The organism is Curtobacterium luteum (genome assembly GCF_001475545.1).
GTDB lineage: Bacteria > Actinomycetota > Actinomycetes > Actinomycetales > Microbacteriaceae > Curtobacterium > Curtobacterium luteum_A.
Window position 1 is genome coordinate 1 of record NZ_LDQC01000096.1, and the last position, 14,711, is coordinate 14,711.

Genomic DNA, 14,711 nt, shown 5'->3' on the forward strand with positions numbered 1-14,711 from the left:
GGTCGCCGCGCGCGGCGACCGGACAGCCCTAGGTCTGCGGCGGGTCGGTCCGCAGGCGCTTGGCCTCGGGCTCCTCGGAGTGGGAGGACGCAGCGTCCACGAACCGGCCGCCGCCGACCGCAGCCGTCCGCCGCACGAGCTCGTTCACGAGGTCCTCGTCCTCCGGCTCGAGTTCGTCGTCGGGCGCGGTCTCGACCATGACCTGTGACGCCGGTCCGAGCAGCAGTTCCGCGTTCACCGCGGTGCCGGTGTCGTCCGCTGTCGGGATCTCGACGATGTCGGTCGTCCCGTTCTCGCCGAGTGCTGCCGCGTACGCGAGCACCGCGTCCGCGATCGCGTCGCCGGTCATCACCTTGTTGTCCCCGTACACCACGTACTTCACCCGGCCGATCCAACTCCCCCGTGCCGGGAATGTCCGCAGTGCGCAGTCGCAGCGCGGTGTCGGGGGGTGCCGACAGAATGAGCGGTGCATGACGACGGATGCCTCACCCCTCATCCACGTCGACCGCCACGGACTGGACATCGACGAGGCGGTCGCGTTCTACGAGCGCGTCTACTCGAGCAAGGACATCTCCGTCGGGCGAGCCGTCGGCGAGCGGTTCACCTGGCGGTTCCGCGCGGTCGGTGACGACGAGGTCGTCGTCGGGACCTCCGCGGTCGAGGCGCCCCGCTGGGGGACCATCGGACAGGCGCCGAACTACGTGCTCGCCTGGACGACCCGTCCGGGACTCGCCGTCGACACCTCTGGCCGCGACCCGATCGCGATGGAGCCGGGCATCCCGGTGATGTGGCCGTCCGGTCGCGACATCACCTTCGACGGTGAGCCGACGACGCTCCACACCGTGCGGTTCGACGCGCCGTTCCTCGAGTCGGTCGCTGCGGCCCAGCGTCTGGCCGTGCCCGGGCCCCTGCAGTTCACGGTGTCGGCCGCCCCCGGCGCACTCGAGGGCCTCCGCTCGGTGATCGCCTCGGCCGCCCCCGAACTCCTCCGTGCCGACACCTCACGGGGTCGTCGCGCGGCACTCAACATGCTCGTCGCCGAGGCCGTGGTCGACGCCTACGACGTCACCCCGACGCTCGAGATCCCGCTCCACGAGGGGCCGGCGACGATGCGGTTCGCCCAGGAGTGGATGGTCGCGAACGCACACCGGCCGATCACGAGCACCGACGTCAGCCGCGTCACGGGGATCAACGCGCGGAGCCTGCAAGCCACGTTCCAACGCCACGCTGGCACGAGTCCGATGGCGTTCCTCCGCCAGGTGCGGCTCCACCGCGTCCGGGCGCAGCTCGTCGCCGGCGACCCGACGGAGACCACGGTCGCGACGATCGCGAACGCATGGGGGTTCGGGCACCTCGGCCGGTTCGCGGGGTACTACGCGGACACGTTCGGCGAGCTGCCGTCCGAGACGCTCCGGCGTCGCGGCCGCGGCCGCTGACGCGCTCCGGCCGCTGACGCGCCGCGGCCATTGCCGCGCTCCGGCCGCTGACGCGCCGCGGCCGTTGCCGCGCTCCGACCGTTGCCGCGCCCCGGCTGTCGTCAGCGCGCCGCCGCCGGCCCGGTGCTCTGCCGCACCCGGAGTGTCGTCGGGAGTCGCACGTGATCGGAGGTCTGCTCCCCGCGCAGCATCGCGAGCAGCATCTCGACCGCATGCGACCCGAGTTCGACCAGGGGCTGCGCCACGGTCGTCAGCGGCGGGGTGGTCGTCGCAGCCTGCGGGACGTCGTCGAACCCGACCACCGAGAGGTCCTCGGGCACCCGGAGCCCGAGCGCAGCGGCCGACCGCAGGACACCGACGGCCGAGGAGTCGTTCGCCGCGAACACCGCGGTCGGACGGTCGGGGCCGGCGAGCAGGTCGAGTGCGACCTCGGCCGACCGGTCCTCCTGGTAGCCGCCGTCCCGCACGAGCGACTCGTCCACCCGCAACCCCGCGGCGACGAGCGCCCGTCGGTACCCGGCCTCGCGGAGCTGGGCGGACGCCAGGTCCGGGCGCCCGCGCAGGTGTGCGATCCGCGTGTGCCCGAGCCCCACGAGGTGCTCGATCGCCTGCACGGCCCCGCCCTCGTTGTCGGAGTCGACCGTGGCGTGCCCCTCCGGTCCGGTGTGCGGGTCGATCGCGACGACGGGGATCGAGGACGCCGACAGCGCGGTGCTCGGCGTCACGACGATCGCCCCGTCGATGAGGGTCCCGGACAGGCGGGAGAGCGACCGGCGCTCCCAGCCCTTCTGCTCGGCACCGGTCACGAGGCCCGCGTAGGCCAGCAGCTCGTACCCCGTGCCCGTCGTCGCGCCGGAGACCCCGCGCAGCAGTTCGGTGGAGAACGGCTCGAACTCGGTCACGAGGATCCCGACGACGCCGGTGCGCGAACTCCGGAGGCTCCGGGCGACGAGGGAGGTCTCGTAGCCGAGTTGCTCGACGACCTCCTGCACCCGGAGGATCGTGCCCTGGGCGACGCCGTCCCGCTGGTTGATGACCTTCGACACGGTCGGGATCGAGACGCCGGCCGCGCGCGCGACGTCCGCGATGGTGACCCGGCCGGCGCCGGGGCGTGCGCCGATCGCCGTGTCCATCTGCACACCGTACCGCCGCTGAGCATCCCCGACGGTAAAGAAAACGTTATCGATAACGATTGACAAGCCTGGCCGCGCCCTGGCACGCTCTCCGCAGAGGCGGCAGTCGATGTCGCTGCGAGTCAACGACGACACAACAGGAGTTCCACGATGACGAGGAAGATCCGTGCCGCGGCAGCCATCGCGCTGATCGGGGCGACAGCACTCACCGCCGCTGGCTGTTCGGCAGGCAGCGACGCGTCGAGCGACGGCGGGAAGGTCACGATGACCTTCTGGCACAACTCGACCACGGGCCCCGGCAAGGCGTTCTGGGACACCACCGTGAAGGACTTCGAGGCGAAGAACCCGAACGTCACCATCAAGATCCAGGCGATCCAGAACGAGGACCTGGACGGCAAGCTCCAGACCGCCCTCAACTCGAACTCCGCCCCGGACGTCTTCATGCAGCGCGGCGGCGGCAAGATGGCCGCGATGGTCAACGCCGGCCAGGTCATGGACATCTCCGACTCGATCGGATCGAACGCGACGAGCGAGATCAGCAAGGGGTCCTTCAAGGCCTTCGAGCTGAACGGCAAGACCTGGGCGATGCCGACGAACGTCGACCCCGAGGGCATCTGGTACAGCAAGGACCTCTTCGAGAAGGCCGGCATCGACGGCACCCCGACGACCATGGACGAGCTCAACGCCGACATCCAGAAGCTCAAGGACGCGGACATCCAGCCGGTCGCGGTCGGTGCGAAGGACGCCTGGCCGGCCGCGCACTGGTACTACAACTTCGCACTGCGCGCCTGCTCGCCGAGCGTCCTCACGAAGACCGCGCAGGACCTCAAGTTCGACAACGGGTGCTGGAAGCAGGCCGGCGAGGACACGAAGGCGTTCTTCGACACCAAGCCCTTCAACGACGGCTTCCTGACCACCTCCGCGCAGCAGGGCGCCGGCAGCTCCGCCGGTCTCATCGCGAACCACAAGGCCGCCATGGAGCTCATGGGCGCCTGGGACCCGGGCGTGATCTCCTCGCTCACCCCGGACGGCAAGCCGCTGTCCGACCTCGGCTTCTTCCCGTTCCCGGAGGTCTCCGGCGGCAAGGGTGAAGCGGGCTCGATGATGGGTGCCGTCGGCGGGCTCTCCTGCTCGGCACAGGCCCCGAAGAAGGCGTGCACCGACTTCCTCAACTTCGTGACCCAGAAGAGCGTCCAGGAGAACTACTACAAGGCGTTCAACTCGATCCCGGCGAACCAGTCGGCGCAGTCGGTCGTCACCGAGCCGTACCTGAAGACCGTGCTCAAGGCGTACAACGACGCCCCGTTCGTGTCGAACTACCTCGACACGCTCTACGGCCAGAACGTCGGCAACGCGCTCAACACCAGCGTCGTCAACCTCCTCGCCGGCAAGGGGTCCGTCTCGGACATCGTGTCGACCGTCGACCAGGCCGCAGCGAAGGGCTGACGCATGACCACCTCCGTCGCACCGCGCTCGAACGAGGCGCGGTCCGGGACGGGGCGTCGCACGGGCGGGGCCGACGGTACGCCGTCGGCCCCGGCCCGCCGGGTCCGCAAGGGCACCGACGTCCGAACCCGGGTCGAGATCGCCGTCCTCGCTGGCCCCGCGGTCATCATGTTCGTCGGGTTCGTCATCCTGCCCGTCGCGCTCGCCGCCTACTACGGCTTCTACAAGTGGCAGGGCTACGGCGCCCCCGTCGACTTCGTGGGCCTGCAGAACTACAAGGTCATCTTCACCGATCCGGACTTCCGGGCCGTGCTCTGGCACAACCTCTTCATCGTCATCGGATCGCTCCTCGTGCAGGGCCCGATCGCGATCATCCTCGCGCTGCTGCTCAACCAGCGCATCCGCGGCCGCGGTCTCATCCGCGTCCTGATCTTCCTGCCGTACGTCATCTCCGAGGTCATCGTCGGCACCGGGTGGAGCCTCATGCTCCAGTCGAGCGGTGCGGTGAACGACCTGCTGCAGTCGCTCGGTCTCGGGTTCCTGCGCAACGACTGGCTCTCGAACCCCGACATCGCGATCTGGACCCTGCTCGGGATCATCTCGTGGAAGTACATCGGCTTCGCGGTGATCCTGTTCCTCGCCGGCCTGCAGAGCATCCCCGAGGAGCTGTTCGAGGCCGCCCAGCTCGACGGTGCGAGCTACTGGCAGATCCAGCGGCGCATCACCCTGCCGCTCCTCGGCCCGACGCTCCGCATCTGGGCGTTCCTGTCGATCATCGGGTCGCTCCAGCTGTTCGACCTCGTCTACATCATCTGGGGCCAGTACATCGCCTCGACCGCCGGCACCTCGACGATGGCGACCTACATGGTCGGCAACGGGCGGCTCTCCGGCAACTACGGGTACGGCAACGCCGTCGCCGTGGTGATCTTCCTCATCTCGCTGGTCGTCGCCCTCGTCTACCAGCGGTTCGTCCTGCGTCGCGACACCGCCGGCGCCCTGACCGAGAAGGGCGACCGATGACCGCCACCGCCTCCATCGTCGCGCCGAAGCGGCGGCCGCACGACAGCCGTCCCGTCAAGCGGGAGCGCAACCTCGGCACGTACTTCATCGCGCTGCTGTTCATCGCCGTGTGCGTCGGCCCGGTCGCGTACATCGTGCTCGGCGGGTTCCGCACGAACTCGCAGATCACCGCGAGCCCCGCCGGCCTGCCGAACCCGTGGCAGATCGGCAACTACGTGAACGTCCTGACCAGCGGGGTGTTCTGGCAGCAGCTCGGCAACTCGGTGATCGCGGGCGTCACCACGACCGTCGGCGTCGTGGTGCTCGGGCTCATGGTGAGCTTCGTCCTCGCCCGGTACCGGTTCCGCGGCCGGGAGGCGCTGTACTCCCTCTTCGCCGCCGGCCTCATGTTCCCGATCACGGTCGCGATCACGCCGCTCTACATCCTCGTGAAGGACCTCGGCCTGACGAACAACCTCGCCGGCGTCATCCTGCCCCAGATCGCCTTCGCGCTGCCGACGACGGTCATCATCCTCGTGCCGTTCCTCCGGGCGATCCCGGACGAACTCGAGGAGGCCGCCGCCATCGACGGGGCGAGCCGCATCGGGTTCTTCTTCCGCATGGTCGTCCCGCTGTCCCTGCCCGGCGTCGTCACGGTCGGCATCCTCGCGTTCATCGGCAGCTGGAACAGCTACCTGCTGCCGCTGTTCATCCTCAACGACGCGTCGACGTACACGCTGCCGCTCGGCGTGCAGGCGTTCGCGTCGCAGTACTCGGTCGACACCGCCCGGGTGCTCGCGTTCACATCGCTCTCGATGATCCCGGCACTGGTGTTCTTCGCGATCTTCCAGAAGCGCATCGTCGGTGGCCTCACCGGGGCGGTGAAGGGGTGAGCACACTCGGCCCGACGACGGAGGCGACGGACGGCACGGCGACGACGGCGGGCGCGGCGAAGGACGGCCGGGAGGCGCGACCCGCGTCGACCACGCCCGTGGCCACCGCGACCGGTGACGGACACCAGGCGCGTGGCGGGCCCGCACCGTGCCTCCAGTCCGAGACCACCCACCTTCCGGACGCGACCGCGCCCGACCGCGCGAGCACCCTGCTCGCCGCGATGACGCTCGAGGAGAAGACGGCGCAGCTCGTCGGCTACTGGCTCGACCAGAACGGCGTCGTCGCCCCGATGCAGGGCGAGATGGCCGCCGCGCAGGACGGCACCACGCTCGCCGAGATCACGCGGCACGGCATCGGCCAGTTCACCCGTGTGTACGGCACGCGGCCCGTCGAACCCGACGAGCGTGCGGCGTGGCTGTGGGCGGAGCAGCGTCGTCTCAAGCGTGAGACGCGGCTCGGCATCCCCGCACTCGTGCACGAGGAGTGCCTCACCGGGCTCGCCGTGTGGAAGGCCGCGACGTTCCCGACCCCGCTCGCGTGGGGTGCGGCGTTCGATCCGGAGCTCGTCGAGCAGGTCGGCCGCGCGATCGGTGACTCGATGCGTGAGCTCGGCGTGCACCAGGGCCTCGCGCCCGTCCTCGACGTCGTCCGCGACCCGCGCTGGGGGCGGGTGGACGAGTGCATCGGCGAGGACCCGTACCTCGTCGGCACGGTCGGCACCGCGTACGTCCGCGGGCTGCAGGCGGCCGGGGTCGACGCGACCCTGAAGCACTTCCTCGGGTACTCGGCGTCCCAGGCGGGGCGCAACCACGCGCCCGTCCACGCCGGACCGCGCGAGGTCGCGGACGTGTCGCTGCCGCCGTTCGAGATGGCGCTGCGGGACGGCGGCGCCCGGTCGGTCATGAACTCCTACGCCGAGGTCGACGGCGTGCCGGTCGCCTCGGACCCGGCGCTCCTCACCGACCTGCTGCGGGACGGGCTCGGCTTCGACGGGACCGTCGTGGCCGACTACTTCTCGGTCGCGTTCCTCGAGGTCATGCACGGCGTCGCGGCCGACCGTGGTGAGGCCGCGGCGCTCGCCCTGACCGCCGGGATCGACGTCGAGCTGCCGACCGGGGACGCGTACCTCGGGCCGCTCGTCGAGCGCGTGCGGTCGGGTGCCGTGGACGAGGCGCTCGTCGACCGGGCCGTGCTCCGGGTGCTGCGGCAGAAGGAGCGGCTCGGGTTGCTCGACCCCGATGCGTTCGAGGACGACGCTCCCACCAGCGTCGACCTGGACACCCCGCGGCACCGCTCCCTCGCCGGGGCGCTGGCCGCGCGGTCGCTCGTGCTGCTGTCGAACGAGCGCGTCGGCGCTGCTGCTGACGGCGCTGCTGCTGTCGGCGGCGCCCCCGTCCTCCCGCTCCCCGCAGGTGCCTCGGTGGCGGTCATCGGCCCGAACGCCGACCGAGCCGAGGCCCTGCAGGGCTGCTACTCCTTCGCGAACCACGTGCTCGCCGCCCACCCGGACCTGCCCCTCGGGTTCGCGATCCCCACCGTCCGCGAGGCCCTCGTCGATGCCCTCGGTTCCACCGCGGTGCGGTTCGCCGCCGGCTGCTCGGTCACGGGCGTGGACCGCTCCGGCTTCGCCGACGCGGTCGCGGTCGCCCGGGCCTCGGACGTGGCGGTCGTCGTGGTCGGCGACCAGGCCGGGCTCTTCGGCCGCGGCACCGTGGGGGAGGGCAACGACACCGAATCGCTCGACCTGCCCGGCGTGCAGCGCGAGCTCGTCGAGGCCGTCGTCGCCACCGGCACCCCGACCGTCATGGTGCTCCTGACCGGCCGGCCCTACGCGATCGGATGGGCACTCGACGGGCCAGGGATCCGACCGGCCGCGGTCGTCCAGGCGTTCTTCCCCGGCGAGGCAGGCGGCACCGCGATCGCCGACCTGCTGACGGGGGCGACGTCGCCGTCGGGTCGGCTCCCCGTCACCCTGCCCCGGTCGGCCGGAGCGCAGCCGTACACGTACCTCCACCCGCGGCTCGGCGGGCCGTCCGACGTCACGGCGGCGGACTCGACGCCCGTGCGGCCGTTCGGCTTCGGCCTCGGGTACACGTCGTTCGCGTACGAGGACCTCGTCGTCGACGGCACGGTCGCCACGGCGGGCGCGTTCTCCGTCGCCGTGACCGTCCGGAACACCGGCGACCGCGACGGCGAGGACGTCGTGCAGCTCTACGGCCACGACGTCGCCGCGTCGGTCACCCGACCGCTCGTGCAGCTGCTCGGCTACACGCGCGTCGCGGTACCGGCCGGCGGAACGGTCCGGGTGCGGTTCGACGTGCCCGTGCAGCGCTTCGGCTTCACCGACCGCGCGATGCGCCGGGTCGTCGAGCCGGGTGACGTCGAGGTGTGGGTCGCGTCACACGCGGGGGCGTCCCGGCCGGGAGGCACGGTGCACACCGACGGGATCGTCGCGGTCGGGCGCAGTGCCGCTCAGGCCCCCGTGCCCGGGTCCGCGACGGACCGCGCGGTGGTCCACGTCACCGGCCCGCTGCGCGAGGTGCTGCCGACCGACCGGCGGGCGGTGACCGCAGCGGTGGGCTGATCCTCTGCTGCTCGCGTCCGCCGTTCACGCCGCGCGGCGGAGCGTCTCGCGCGGGTACTCGCCGTGCTGCTGGTGGTACGACGCCGAGAACCGTCCGGCGTGGCCGAAGCCCCAGTGCTTCGCCACGTCGGCGATGCTCGTGGTCGCCGGGTCGCCGCGGAGCAGCTCGTCCCGGACACGGTCGAGCCGAACCCGGCGGATGTACGAGTTCGGGGAGCAGTCGAACGTGCGCTGGAACGCGTGCTGCAGTGCCCGCAGGCTCAGCGACGCCACCCGCGCGAGGTCGGTGCTCGTGATCGGCAGGTGGCAGTGCTCGTGGACGTACTCGACCGCCCGGCGCAGGTGCGCGTTGCGGGGGAGCAACAGCTCGTCCGGCAGCGTCGCCGAGACCACCGGGTAGAGCTCGAGCAGTGCCAGGGCTCCGAGGCGACCCATCTCCGCCTGGAGCAACGGCGAGGCCTTCCCGTCGAGCACCGTGTGCGAGATGAGCTGCACCGCGTTCCGCCACACTGCGAGCGCTCGGTCGTCCGGTCGCACGCGGTGGTCGAGCTGCAGCGCGTCCGGGTCCGATCCGCGCTCACCGGCGACCTCGCGGAGCGCCGACCGGTTCACCTGGACGAGGCGCTGGTCGTAGTCGCGGTAGTCGAACCCGGCACCGCTCTGCGGCCACAGCTGCGGTCGGCCGGCCTCCGTGACGATCGGGTCCTCGCCCGGCGGCGTGATCGTGGCCTGGCCGCGCGTCGTCCACTGCACGATGTGGTCATCGGACCGGGACATCGTGCCGGACAGGTGACCGTCGAACCGGATCGTCCGCAGGGTCATGGCTGCGTCCCCGACGGCCTTGAACCGGAACCCGAACGGCTCGTCGGTCCGCTCCGCCCGCCACTCGCTGCCGGCGTACTCCTCCGCCAGGAGGTTGCGCGCGACGTCGAGGTCGTCGCTCTGCGCATCGACCTGGACTCGGGTGGGGGTGGGGTGGGTCATGGGCTACCGTCGCAGCCTGCCCGTCCGCCCGGGTCCTGTCCGCTGAGCGCCGAAACCGGCCAGTGGACTGCGCACCCCAGTCCGGGGGGTCAGGTCGGTCCGGGCGCAGCCGCGCGTGCGGCGAGGTCGGGGTCCTCTGCCGCGAGGAGCGTGCTCAGCAGCTGCTCGAGGTCGGCCTGCTGCGATGCGCTCAGGGGCGAGAACAACTCGGCGAGTACGACTGCGGTGGTCCGGCGACCCGCCTCGAGTGCAGCGCGGCCGTCCTCGGTGAGGGCATGCTCGACCCGACGACCGCGTCCGGCTGTCCTGGTGATGAGTCCGCGATCGACCAGGCGGCTCGCGAGCGTCCCGAAGGCCTGGTCGCTCTGGAACGTCGCCTGCGCGAGTTCGTGGCCGGATGCATCCGGCATGCGGTCGATCGCGCGGAGTGCGTCCCACTGCACGAGTGTCACGCCGATCTCCCGCAGTGCCGCCTCCGCCGCACGGTGGCGGCGGTCCGCGCACCGTCGCCCCGATGGTCGCCCACCTCGCCCCCTCGTTCCACGTGCTCGCCCCCACGCACCCGGGCTGGGACGGCACGAGCCGTCCGGACGACATCGACTCCGTCCGCGCCCTGGCCGCCGCCTACCTGGGCCGCCTGCACGACGACGGACTCCGGGACGTCGTCCTCGTCGGGTCCTCCATCGGCGGCTGGCTCGCGCTCGAGATCGCACTGCTCGCAGCGTCCGACGGCCACACCGTCGACACGATCGGCGCGGTCGTCGACGTCGACGGGGTCGGTGCCGTCGTCGCGGGGGAGCCGATCGCGGACTTCTTCTCGCTCACCCCGCGCCAGCTCGCCGAGGCCGCATGGCACGATCCGGACCGGGGGTACACGGACCCCGCATCGATCAGTGACGAGCAGCGGGCGGACCAGCAGGCGAACGGCACGACGATGGCCGCCGTTGCCGGGCGATCGATGAGCGACCCGGACCTCCTCGGCCGACTGAGCGACCTGGACGTCCCGACGCTCGTCCTGTTCGGGGAGAGCGACCGGATCGTCACCCCCGCGTACGGCCGTGCTGTCGCGGCAGCGATCCCGGGTGCCGAGTTCGCTGTGGTCCCGGGAGCGGGACACCTGCCGCACCTCGAGAACCCCGAGGCCACCTGGGCCGCTCTCGACGCGTTCCTCGAGCAGCACTGACCGCCCGAGTGCTGCGGCCGGACCGTGCTCAGACGCCGCGCAACGCCTGCTCGTCGGGCGCCACGTCCTTCTGCACGGCGAACTGGGTCCGGTGCAGCTCCTCGTACCGACCCCCGACGGCCAGCAGCTCCTCGTGCGTCCCGCGCTCCACGATCGTGCCGTCCTCGACGACGAGGATCTGGTCGGCGCTCCGGATCGTCGACAGCCGGTGCGCGATCACGAGTGCCGTCCGCGCCTCGAGTGCCTCTCCCAGCGCCGCCTGCACCGCTGCCTCGGACGTCGAGTCGAGCGCGGCGGTCGCCTCGTCGAGGATCACGACCCGGGGCTGTGCGAGCAGGAGCCGCGCGATGGTCATCCGCTGGCGCTCACCGCCGGAGAGCCGGTAGCCACGCTCACCCACCATCGTGTCGAGCTGGTCCGGCAACGACCGGACGAGCGGCTCCAGCCGCGCCCGGCGGACCGCGTCCCAGACCTCGTCGTCGGTCGCCTCCGGTCGGGCGAGGCGCAGGTTCGAGCCGATCGTCTCGTGGAACAGGTGGCCGTCCTGCGTGACCATGCCCATGGTCGAGCGCAGCGAGGCGAACGAGACGTCACGGACGTCGGCCCCCGCCAGTCGGACCGCACCGCTGTCGACGTCGTACAGGCGCGACAGGAGCTGCGCGATCGTGGACTTCCCGGCGCCGGACGTGCCGACGAGGGCGACGGTCTGCCCGGGCTCGATCCGGAAGGAGATGCCGTGCAGGACCTCGTCCCCGCCGCGGGTGTCGAGCGTCGACACCTCTTCCAGCGAGGCGAGCGAGACCTTGTCTGCCGATGGGTACGCGAACCGGACGTCGTCGAACTCGACGGCCACCGGACCGGTCGGCACGGCGACCGCACCGGGCTTCTCCTGGATGAGGGGCACGATGTCCAGGACCTCGAACACCCGCTCGAAGCTCACGACGGCACTCATGATCTCGACCCGGGCGTTCGCGAGGCTCGTCAGCGGTACGTAGAGGCGCGTCAGGAGCAGCGCCAGCGTCACCACGTCGCCCGTGTTCAGCTGCCCGCCGAGCGCGAGCGCGCCACCGAGGCCGTAGACGAGCGCGAGGGCCAGCGCGGCGACGAGCGTGAGCGCCGTGACGAAGACGAACTGCAGCATCGCCGTGCGCACCCCGATGTCGCGGACGCGGGCCGCTCGGACGCGGAACTCCTCGGACTCCTCGTCCGGGCGACCGAACAGCTTGACGAGGGTGGCACCGGGGGCGGAGAACCGCTCGGTCATCTGGGTGCTCATCGCGGAGTTGTGGTCGGCGGCCTCGCGGCGGAGCGCGGCCAGCCGGGTGCCCATGCGCCGCGCCGGGACGAGGAAGACCGGGAGCATGACGACCGCGATGACCGTCACGAGCCACGACGTGCTCAGCATCACGACCAGCGTCAGCACGAGCGCGACGAGGTTCGTGACGACGCCGGACAGGGTGCCGCTGAACGCCTGCTGCGCGCCGATGACGTCGTTGTTCAACCTGCTGACGAGCGCGCCGGTCCGCGTGCGGGTGAAGAACGCGATCGGCATCTTCTGCACGTGGTCGAACACCGCGGTTCGGAGGTCGAGGATCACGCCCTCGCCGATCCGCGCGGAGTACCAGCGGGTCAGCAGCGAGGCCCCCGCGTCGGCCACGGCGACGAGCGCGATGACGACCGCCAGCCGGACGATGGTGCCGACCTCGCCGCGTGCTGCGATCACGTCGACGACCTGTCCGGCGAGCACCGGCGTCGCCACCGCGAGGAACGCGCCCACGACGGACAGCGCGATGAACACGACGAGCTTCCACCGGTACGGCACGGCGAAGGTCATGATCCGTCGGAGCGAGGCACGGGACAGTCCGTGCTTCCCGTCCTTCGCCGTGGAGATCTTGTAGAGCGAGCTCCAGGCGGCGCCTTCCATGCTCATGGCTGTTCCTCCCTCGGCCGGCACTCCGCGCGGGCAGCGCCGGGGTCCGGGCAAGGATACGGCCCGGCACCGACGCAGCCGACCCGGCACCGACGCCGCCGGGTCGCCCCGGACGCCGGATGTCCACGGAACGGCGCCGCGGCCCACCCGGACATCCACCTTTCGACGACGTCGTCCGGAGCGCGTGCGTGACGATCGGTGCGTTCGTACCGTCATGGTCGAGAGAGCCCCCGGAACAGCCGGGGGACCGCAGCGAGGAAGACCCGAGGAACCCGCCGTGACCACGATCGCCGACACCGACCTCCTGGTCGGTCCGAAGAGCGCACACCAGTCCGTGTCCGTCTCCGGACGTCACCACCGGAGCCCGTTCAGCGAGGTCCGTGCGGCCCGCCGACAGCGCGCGCTCGCCGTGGTCGCGGTCTGCACGGGGATCGTGTCGGTGTCGGTCGCGGCATCGGCGGCGGTCGTCCTCGGACTGGGAGCGTGAACCGCATGGCCGCACCGACGCTCGAGGAACTCCGCCGGGACCCGCGGGAGTGGCACCGCCGAGGTCTGACGCACCCCGCAGTGCTGCGTGCCATGGTGGTGGCACGGGTGAACGGCCACGACGGTCCCGTGCAGGAACCGTCGTACGCCGACTTCTTCGCCGGCTGACCCGAAGGACACATGACCTCCACGACCCTGACCCCCACGCGGAGCACGACCGACGTGCAACGCGCCGTCATCGACGCCGCCGACGCACTCTTCGCCGAGCACGGCATCGCCTCGGTGTCGAACGCGGACGTCGCCCGACGAGCCGGCCTCGACCCGTCAGACGTGATCGCGGCCTACCCGACGCAGCACGACCTCGTCGTCGCCGTGCTCCAGCGGTGGCACGCGACGTGGACGGCCGCGCTGGAGCGGATCGCGGACGAGTCCGAGGACCCGCGCGACGAGGTCCTCGCGGTGTTCGACCACCTCGAGCGGTGCTTCGCAGCGGAGGACTGGCACGGGTGCGCGTTCATCAACCTCCACGCCGAGCTCGGGCGGCAAGACCCCGAGATCGCCGAACTCGCGCGTGACCACGTCCGTCAGGTCGAGCAGCACCTCACGCAGGTCTGCTCCCGTGCAGGGCTCCCCGCGCACGTCGCGCAGACGCTCGTGCTGTTGGTCGAGGGTGCCCGGGTCGACTCGGTCGTGCAGCGATCCCCGCAGGCTGCCCGGACCGCCCGGCTCGGTGCCGCGATGCTCATGGCCGTCTACGGGACCGAGCAGTCCGCCTGACCGGACCCCCGCCGGCGTGCCAGCATGGAGCGTGCTGACGGTCGCGGTCCTCGTCGTCGCCGGTGTCGTGGCCGGTGTCATCGGCACGGCCGGCGGCATCACCTCGCTCGTGGCGTACCCGGCGCTCCTCGCCGTGGGGATCCCGCCGTTCGCCGCCAACGTGACGAACTCCGTGGCGCTCCTCGGCAGCGGCGTGAGTTCGGCGCTCCGGGCGCGGTCGCAGCTCCGTGACCACCCCGCCACCCTCCGGCGATGGCTGCCGCTCACGGTCGGTGCCTCGCTCGCGGGGGCCGTGTTGCTCGTCGTCACCCCGGCGCACCTCTTCGACCGGATCGTCCCGTTCCTGGTGCTCGCGGGCGGCGCGCTCCTCCTGCTCCAACCGGTCCTCGACCGACGACGCCGCCGAACGCCGACCGGAGCAGCAGCGTCGACTGCAGCAGCGACGCCGGCCGGAGCAGCGACGCCGACCGGCGCGGCCGCGCCCGGGATCGCCGGGGTCGGGCTCTACAACGGGTACTTCGGCGCGGGGTCCGGCGTGCTGGTGATCGCCGTCCTGCTCCTCACGGGCGAGCCGAGCCTGCCCCGTGCGAACGCGGTGAAGAACGTCCTCCTGCTGGCGGCCGACCTACTGCCTGCCCTGGTGTTCGCCGTGTCCGGGCACGTGGTGTGGTCGGCGGCGCTGGCACTCGGCGCGGGCGCGGTCGTCGGTGGGCTCATCGGGCCGACGGTCGCCGCGCGCGTGCCGCAGACGGCGCTGCGCATCGCGATCGCGGCGTGCTCGGTCGCACTGGCCGTCACCCTGTTCGTCACGGTCGCCTGATCCCGAGACGGGGCTGGCCACCGCACGACGACGCCCCGC

Annotated in this window: 15 protein-coding genes; 10 read left to right on the forward strand and 5 right to left on the reverse strand. The window is 71.7% G+C overall.

Going from position 1 to position 14,711, the window contains the following annotated elements:
- Positions 1-28 precede the first annotated feature (28 nt).
- Entirely contained in the window at positions 29-382 is a 354-nt protein-coding gene (locus NS184_RS14930) for a hypothetical protein (RefSeq protein WP_058726894.1), read from the reverse strand.
- 88 nt (positions 383-470) lie between these two features.
- Here NS184_RS14930 and NS184_RS14935 point away from each other — a divergent pair, with 88 nt between their 5' ends.
- On the forward strand, positions 471-1,436 hold the full coding sequence (locus tag NS184_RS14935; RefSeq protein WP_058726895.1) for an AraC family transcriptional regulator: 966 nt from the start codon (positions 471-473) through the stop codon (positions 1,434-1,436).
- 101 nt (positions 1,437-1,537) lie between these two features.
- Here NS184_RS14935 and NS184_RS14940 read toward each other — a convergent pair whose 3' ends face one another.
- Positions 1,538-2,569, reverse strand: coding sequence for a LacI family DNA-binding transcriptional regulator (locus NS184_RS14940; protein ID WP_058726896.1), 1,032 nt, complete (start codon positions 2,567-2,569; stop codon positions 1,538-1,540).
- Positions 2,570-2,719: 150 nt separating this feature from the next.
- Here NS184_RS14940 and NS184_RS14945 point away from each other — a divergent pair, with 150 nt between their 5' ends.
- The 4 genes from NS184_RS14945 to NS184_RS14960 all read left to right on the forward strand — a co-directional run bounded on the left by NS184_RS14945 (position 2,720) and on the right by NS184_RS14960 (position 8,492).
- Complete coding sequence (locus NS184_RS14945; RefSeq protein WP_058726897.1) at positions 2,720-4,015, forward strand: ABC transporter substrate-binding protein; 1,296 nt, start codon at positions 2,720-2,722, stop codon at positions 4,013-4,015.
- A gap of 3 nt (positions 4,016-4,018) precedes the next feature.
- Positions 4,019-5,035, forward strand: coding sequence for a carbohydrate ABC transporter permease (locus tag NS184_RS14950; RefSeq protein ID WP_058726898.1), 1,017 nt, complete (start codon positions 4,019-4,021; stop codon positions 5,033-5,035).
- On the forward strand, positions 5,032-5,907 hold the full coding sequence (locus tag NS184_RS14955; protein ID WP_058726899.1) for a carbohydrate ABC transporter permease: 876 nt from the start codon (positions 5,032-5,034) through the stop codon (positions 5,905-5,907). The genes NS184_RS14950 and NS184_RS14955 overlap by 4 nt, the downstream gene beginning before the upstream one ends.
- A 221-nt stretch (positions 5,908-6,128) precedes the next feature.
- Positions 6,129-8,492, forward strand: a complete 2,364-nt coding sequence (locus NS184_RS14960) for a glycoside hydrolase family 3 N-terminal domain-containing protein (protein WP_058726935.1) — start codon at positions 6,129-6,131, stop codon at positions 8,490-8,492.
- A gap of 24 nt (positions 8,493-8,516) precedes the next feature.
- Here the strand turns inward: NS184_RS14960 and NS184_RS14965 are convergent, their stop codons facing one another.
- Both NS184_RS14965 and NS184_RS14970 read right to left on the reverse strand, forming a co-directional pair.
- Positions 8,517-9,476, reverse strand: coding sequence for an AraC family transcriptional regulator (locus NS184_RS14965; protein ID WP_058726900.1), 960 nt, complete (start codon positions 9,474-9,476; stop codon positions 8,517-8,519).
- A gap of 89 nt (positions 9,477-9,565) precedes the next feature.
- Entirely contained in the window at positions 9,566-9,928 is a 363-nt protein-coding gene (locus NS184_RS14970; RefSeq protein WP_242863075.1) for a MarR family winged helix-turn-helix transcriptional regulator, read from the reverse strand.
- A gap of 62 nt (positions 9,929-9,990) precedes the next feature.
- Here NS184_RS14970 and NS184_RS14975 point away from each other — a divergent pair, with 62 nt between their 5' ends.
- On the forward strand, positions 9,991-10,659 hold the full coding sequence (locus NS184_RS14975; RefSeq protein WP_242863076.1) for an alpha/beta fold hydrolase: 669 nt from the start codon (positions 9,991-9,993) through the stop codon (positions 10,657-10,659).
- Between the two features lie 28 nt (positions 10,660-10,687).
- Here NS184_RS14975 and NS184_RS14980 read toward each other — a convergent pair whose 3' ends face one another.
- Positions 10,688-12,589 carry an ABC transporter ATP-binding protein gene (locus NS184_RS14980; protein WP_058726902.1) on the reverse strand — a complete coding sequence of 634 codons (1,902 nt, stop codon included), beginning with the start codon at positions 12,587-12,589 and terminating at the stop codon, positions 10,688-10,690.
- 277 nt (positions 12,590-12,866) lie between these two features.
- Here NS184_RS14980 and NS184_RS14985 point away from each other — a divergent pair, with 277 nt between their 5' ends.
- Genes NS184_RS14985 through NS184_RS14995 form a run of 4 tightly spaced genes read left to right on the forward strand, consistent with a single transcriptional unit; the run spans position 12,867 to position 14,672 of the window.
- Positions 12,867-13,076 (forward strand): hypothetical protein, encoded by a 210-nt coding sequence (locus NS184_RS14985; protein ID WP_058726903.1) that lies wholly within the window; start codon positions 12,867-12,869, stop codon positions 13,074-13,076.
- A 5-nt stretch (positions 13,077-13,081) separates the two neighbouring features.
- Positions 13,082-13,243, forward strand: a complete 162-nt coding sequence (locus tag NS184_RS18425) for a hypothetical protein (protein WP_193750489.1) — start codon at positions 13,082-13,084, stop codon at positions 13,241-13,243.
- A gap of 12 nt (positions 13,244-13,255) precedes the next feature.
- Positions 13,256-13,852 (forward strand): TetR/AcrR family transcriptional regulator, encoded by a 597-nt coding sequence (locus tag NS184_RS14990; RefSeq protein ID WP_058726904.1) that lies wholly within the window; start codon positions 13,256-13,258, stop codon positions 13,850-13,852.
- A 16-nt stretch (positions 13,853-13,868) separates the two neighbouring features.
- Positions 13,869-14,672 (forward strand): sulfite exporter TauE/SafE family protein, encoded by an 804-nt coding sequence (locus NS184_RS14995; protein WP_193750491.1) that lies wholly within the window; start codon positions 13,869-13,871, stop codon positions 14,670-14,672.
- Positions 14,673-14,711: the final 39 nt, after the last annotated feature.

Bases quoted from the DNA above. Each gene is read 5' to 3' on its own strand.
- NS184_RS18425 (WP_193750489.1), top strand. From the start codon at position 13,082: ATGGCCGCACCGACGCTCGAGGAACTCCGCCGGGACCCGCGGGAGTGG.
- NS184_RS14990 (WP_058726904.1), top strand. From the start codon at position 13,256: ATGACCTCCACGACCCTGACCCCCACGCGGAGCACGACCGACGTGCAA.
- NS184_RS14960 (WP_058726935.1), top strand. From the start codon at position 6,129: ATGACGCTCGAGGAGAAGACGGCGCAGCTCGTCGGCTACTGGCTCGAC.
- NS184_RS14935 (WP_058726895.1), top strand. From the start codon at position 471: ATGACGACGGATGCCTCACCCCTCATCCACGTCGACCGCCACGGACTG.
- NS184_RS14980 (WP_058726902.1), bottom strand. From the start codon at position 12,589: ATGAGCATGGAAGGCGCCGCCTGGAGCTCGCTCTACAAGATCTCCACG.
- NS184_RS14950 (WP_058726898.1), top strand. From the start codon at position 4,019: ATGACCACCTCCGTCGCACCGCGCTCGAACGAGGCGCGGTCCGGGACG.
- NS184_RS14940 (WP_058726896.1), bottom strand. From the start codon at position 2,569: ATGGACACGGCGATCGGCGCACGCCCCGGCGCCGGCCGGGTCACCATC.
- NS184_RS14945 (WP_058726897.1), top strand. From the start codon at position 2,720: ATGACGAGGAAGATCCGTGCCGCGGCAGCCATCGCGCTGATCGGGGCG.
- NS184_RS14965 (WP_058726900.1), bottom strand. From the start codon at position 9,476: ATGACCCACCCCACCCCCACCCGAGTCCAGGTCGATGCGCAGAGCGAC.
- NS184_RS14975 (WP_242863076.1), top strand. From the start codon at position 9,991: ATGGTCGCCCACCTCGCCCCCTCGTTCCACGTGCTCGCCCCCACGCAC.
- NS184_RS14955 (WP_058726899.1), top strand. From the start codon at position 5,032: ATGACCGCCACCGCCTCCATCGTCGCGCCGAAGCGGCGGCCGCACGAC.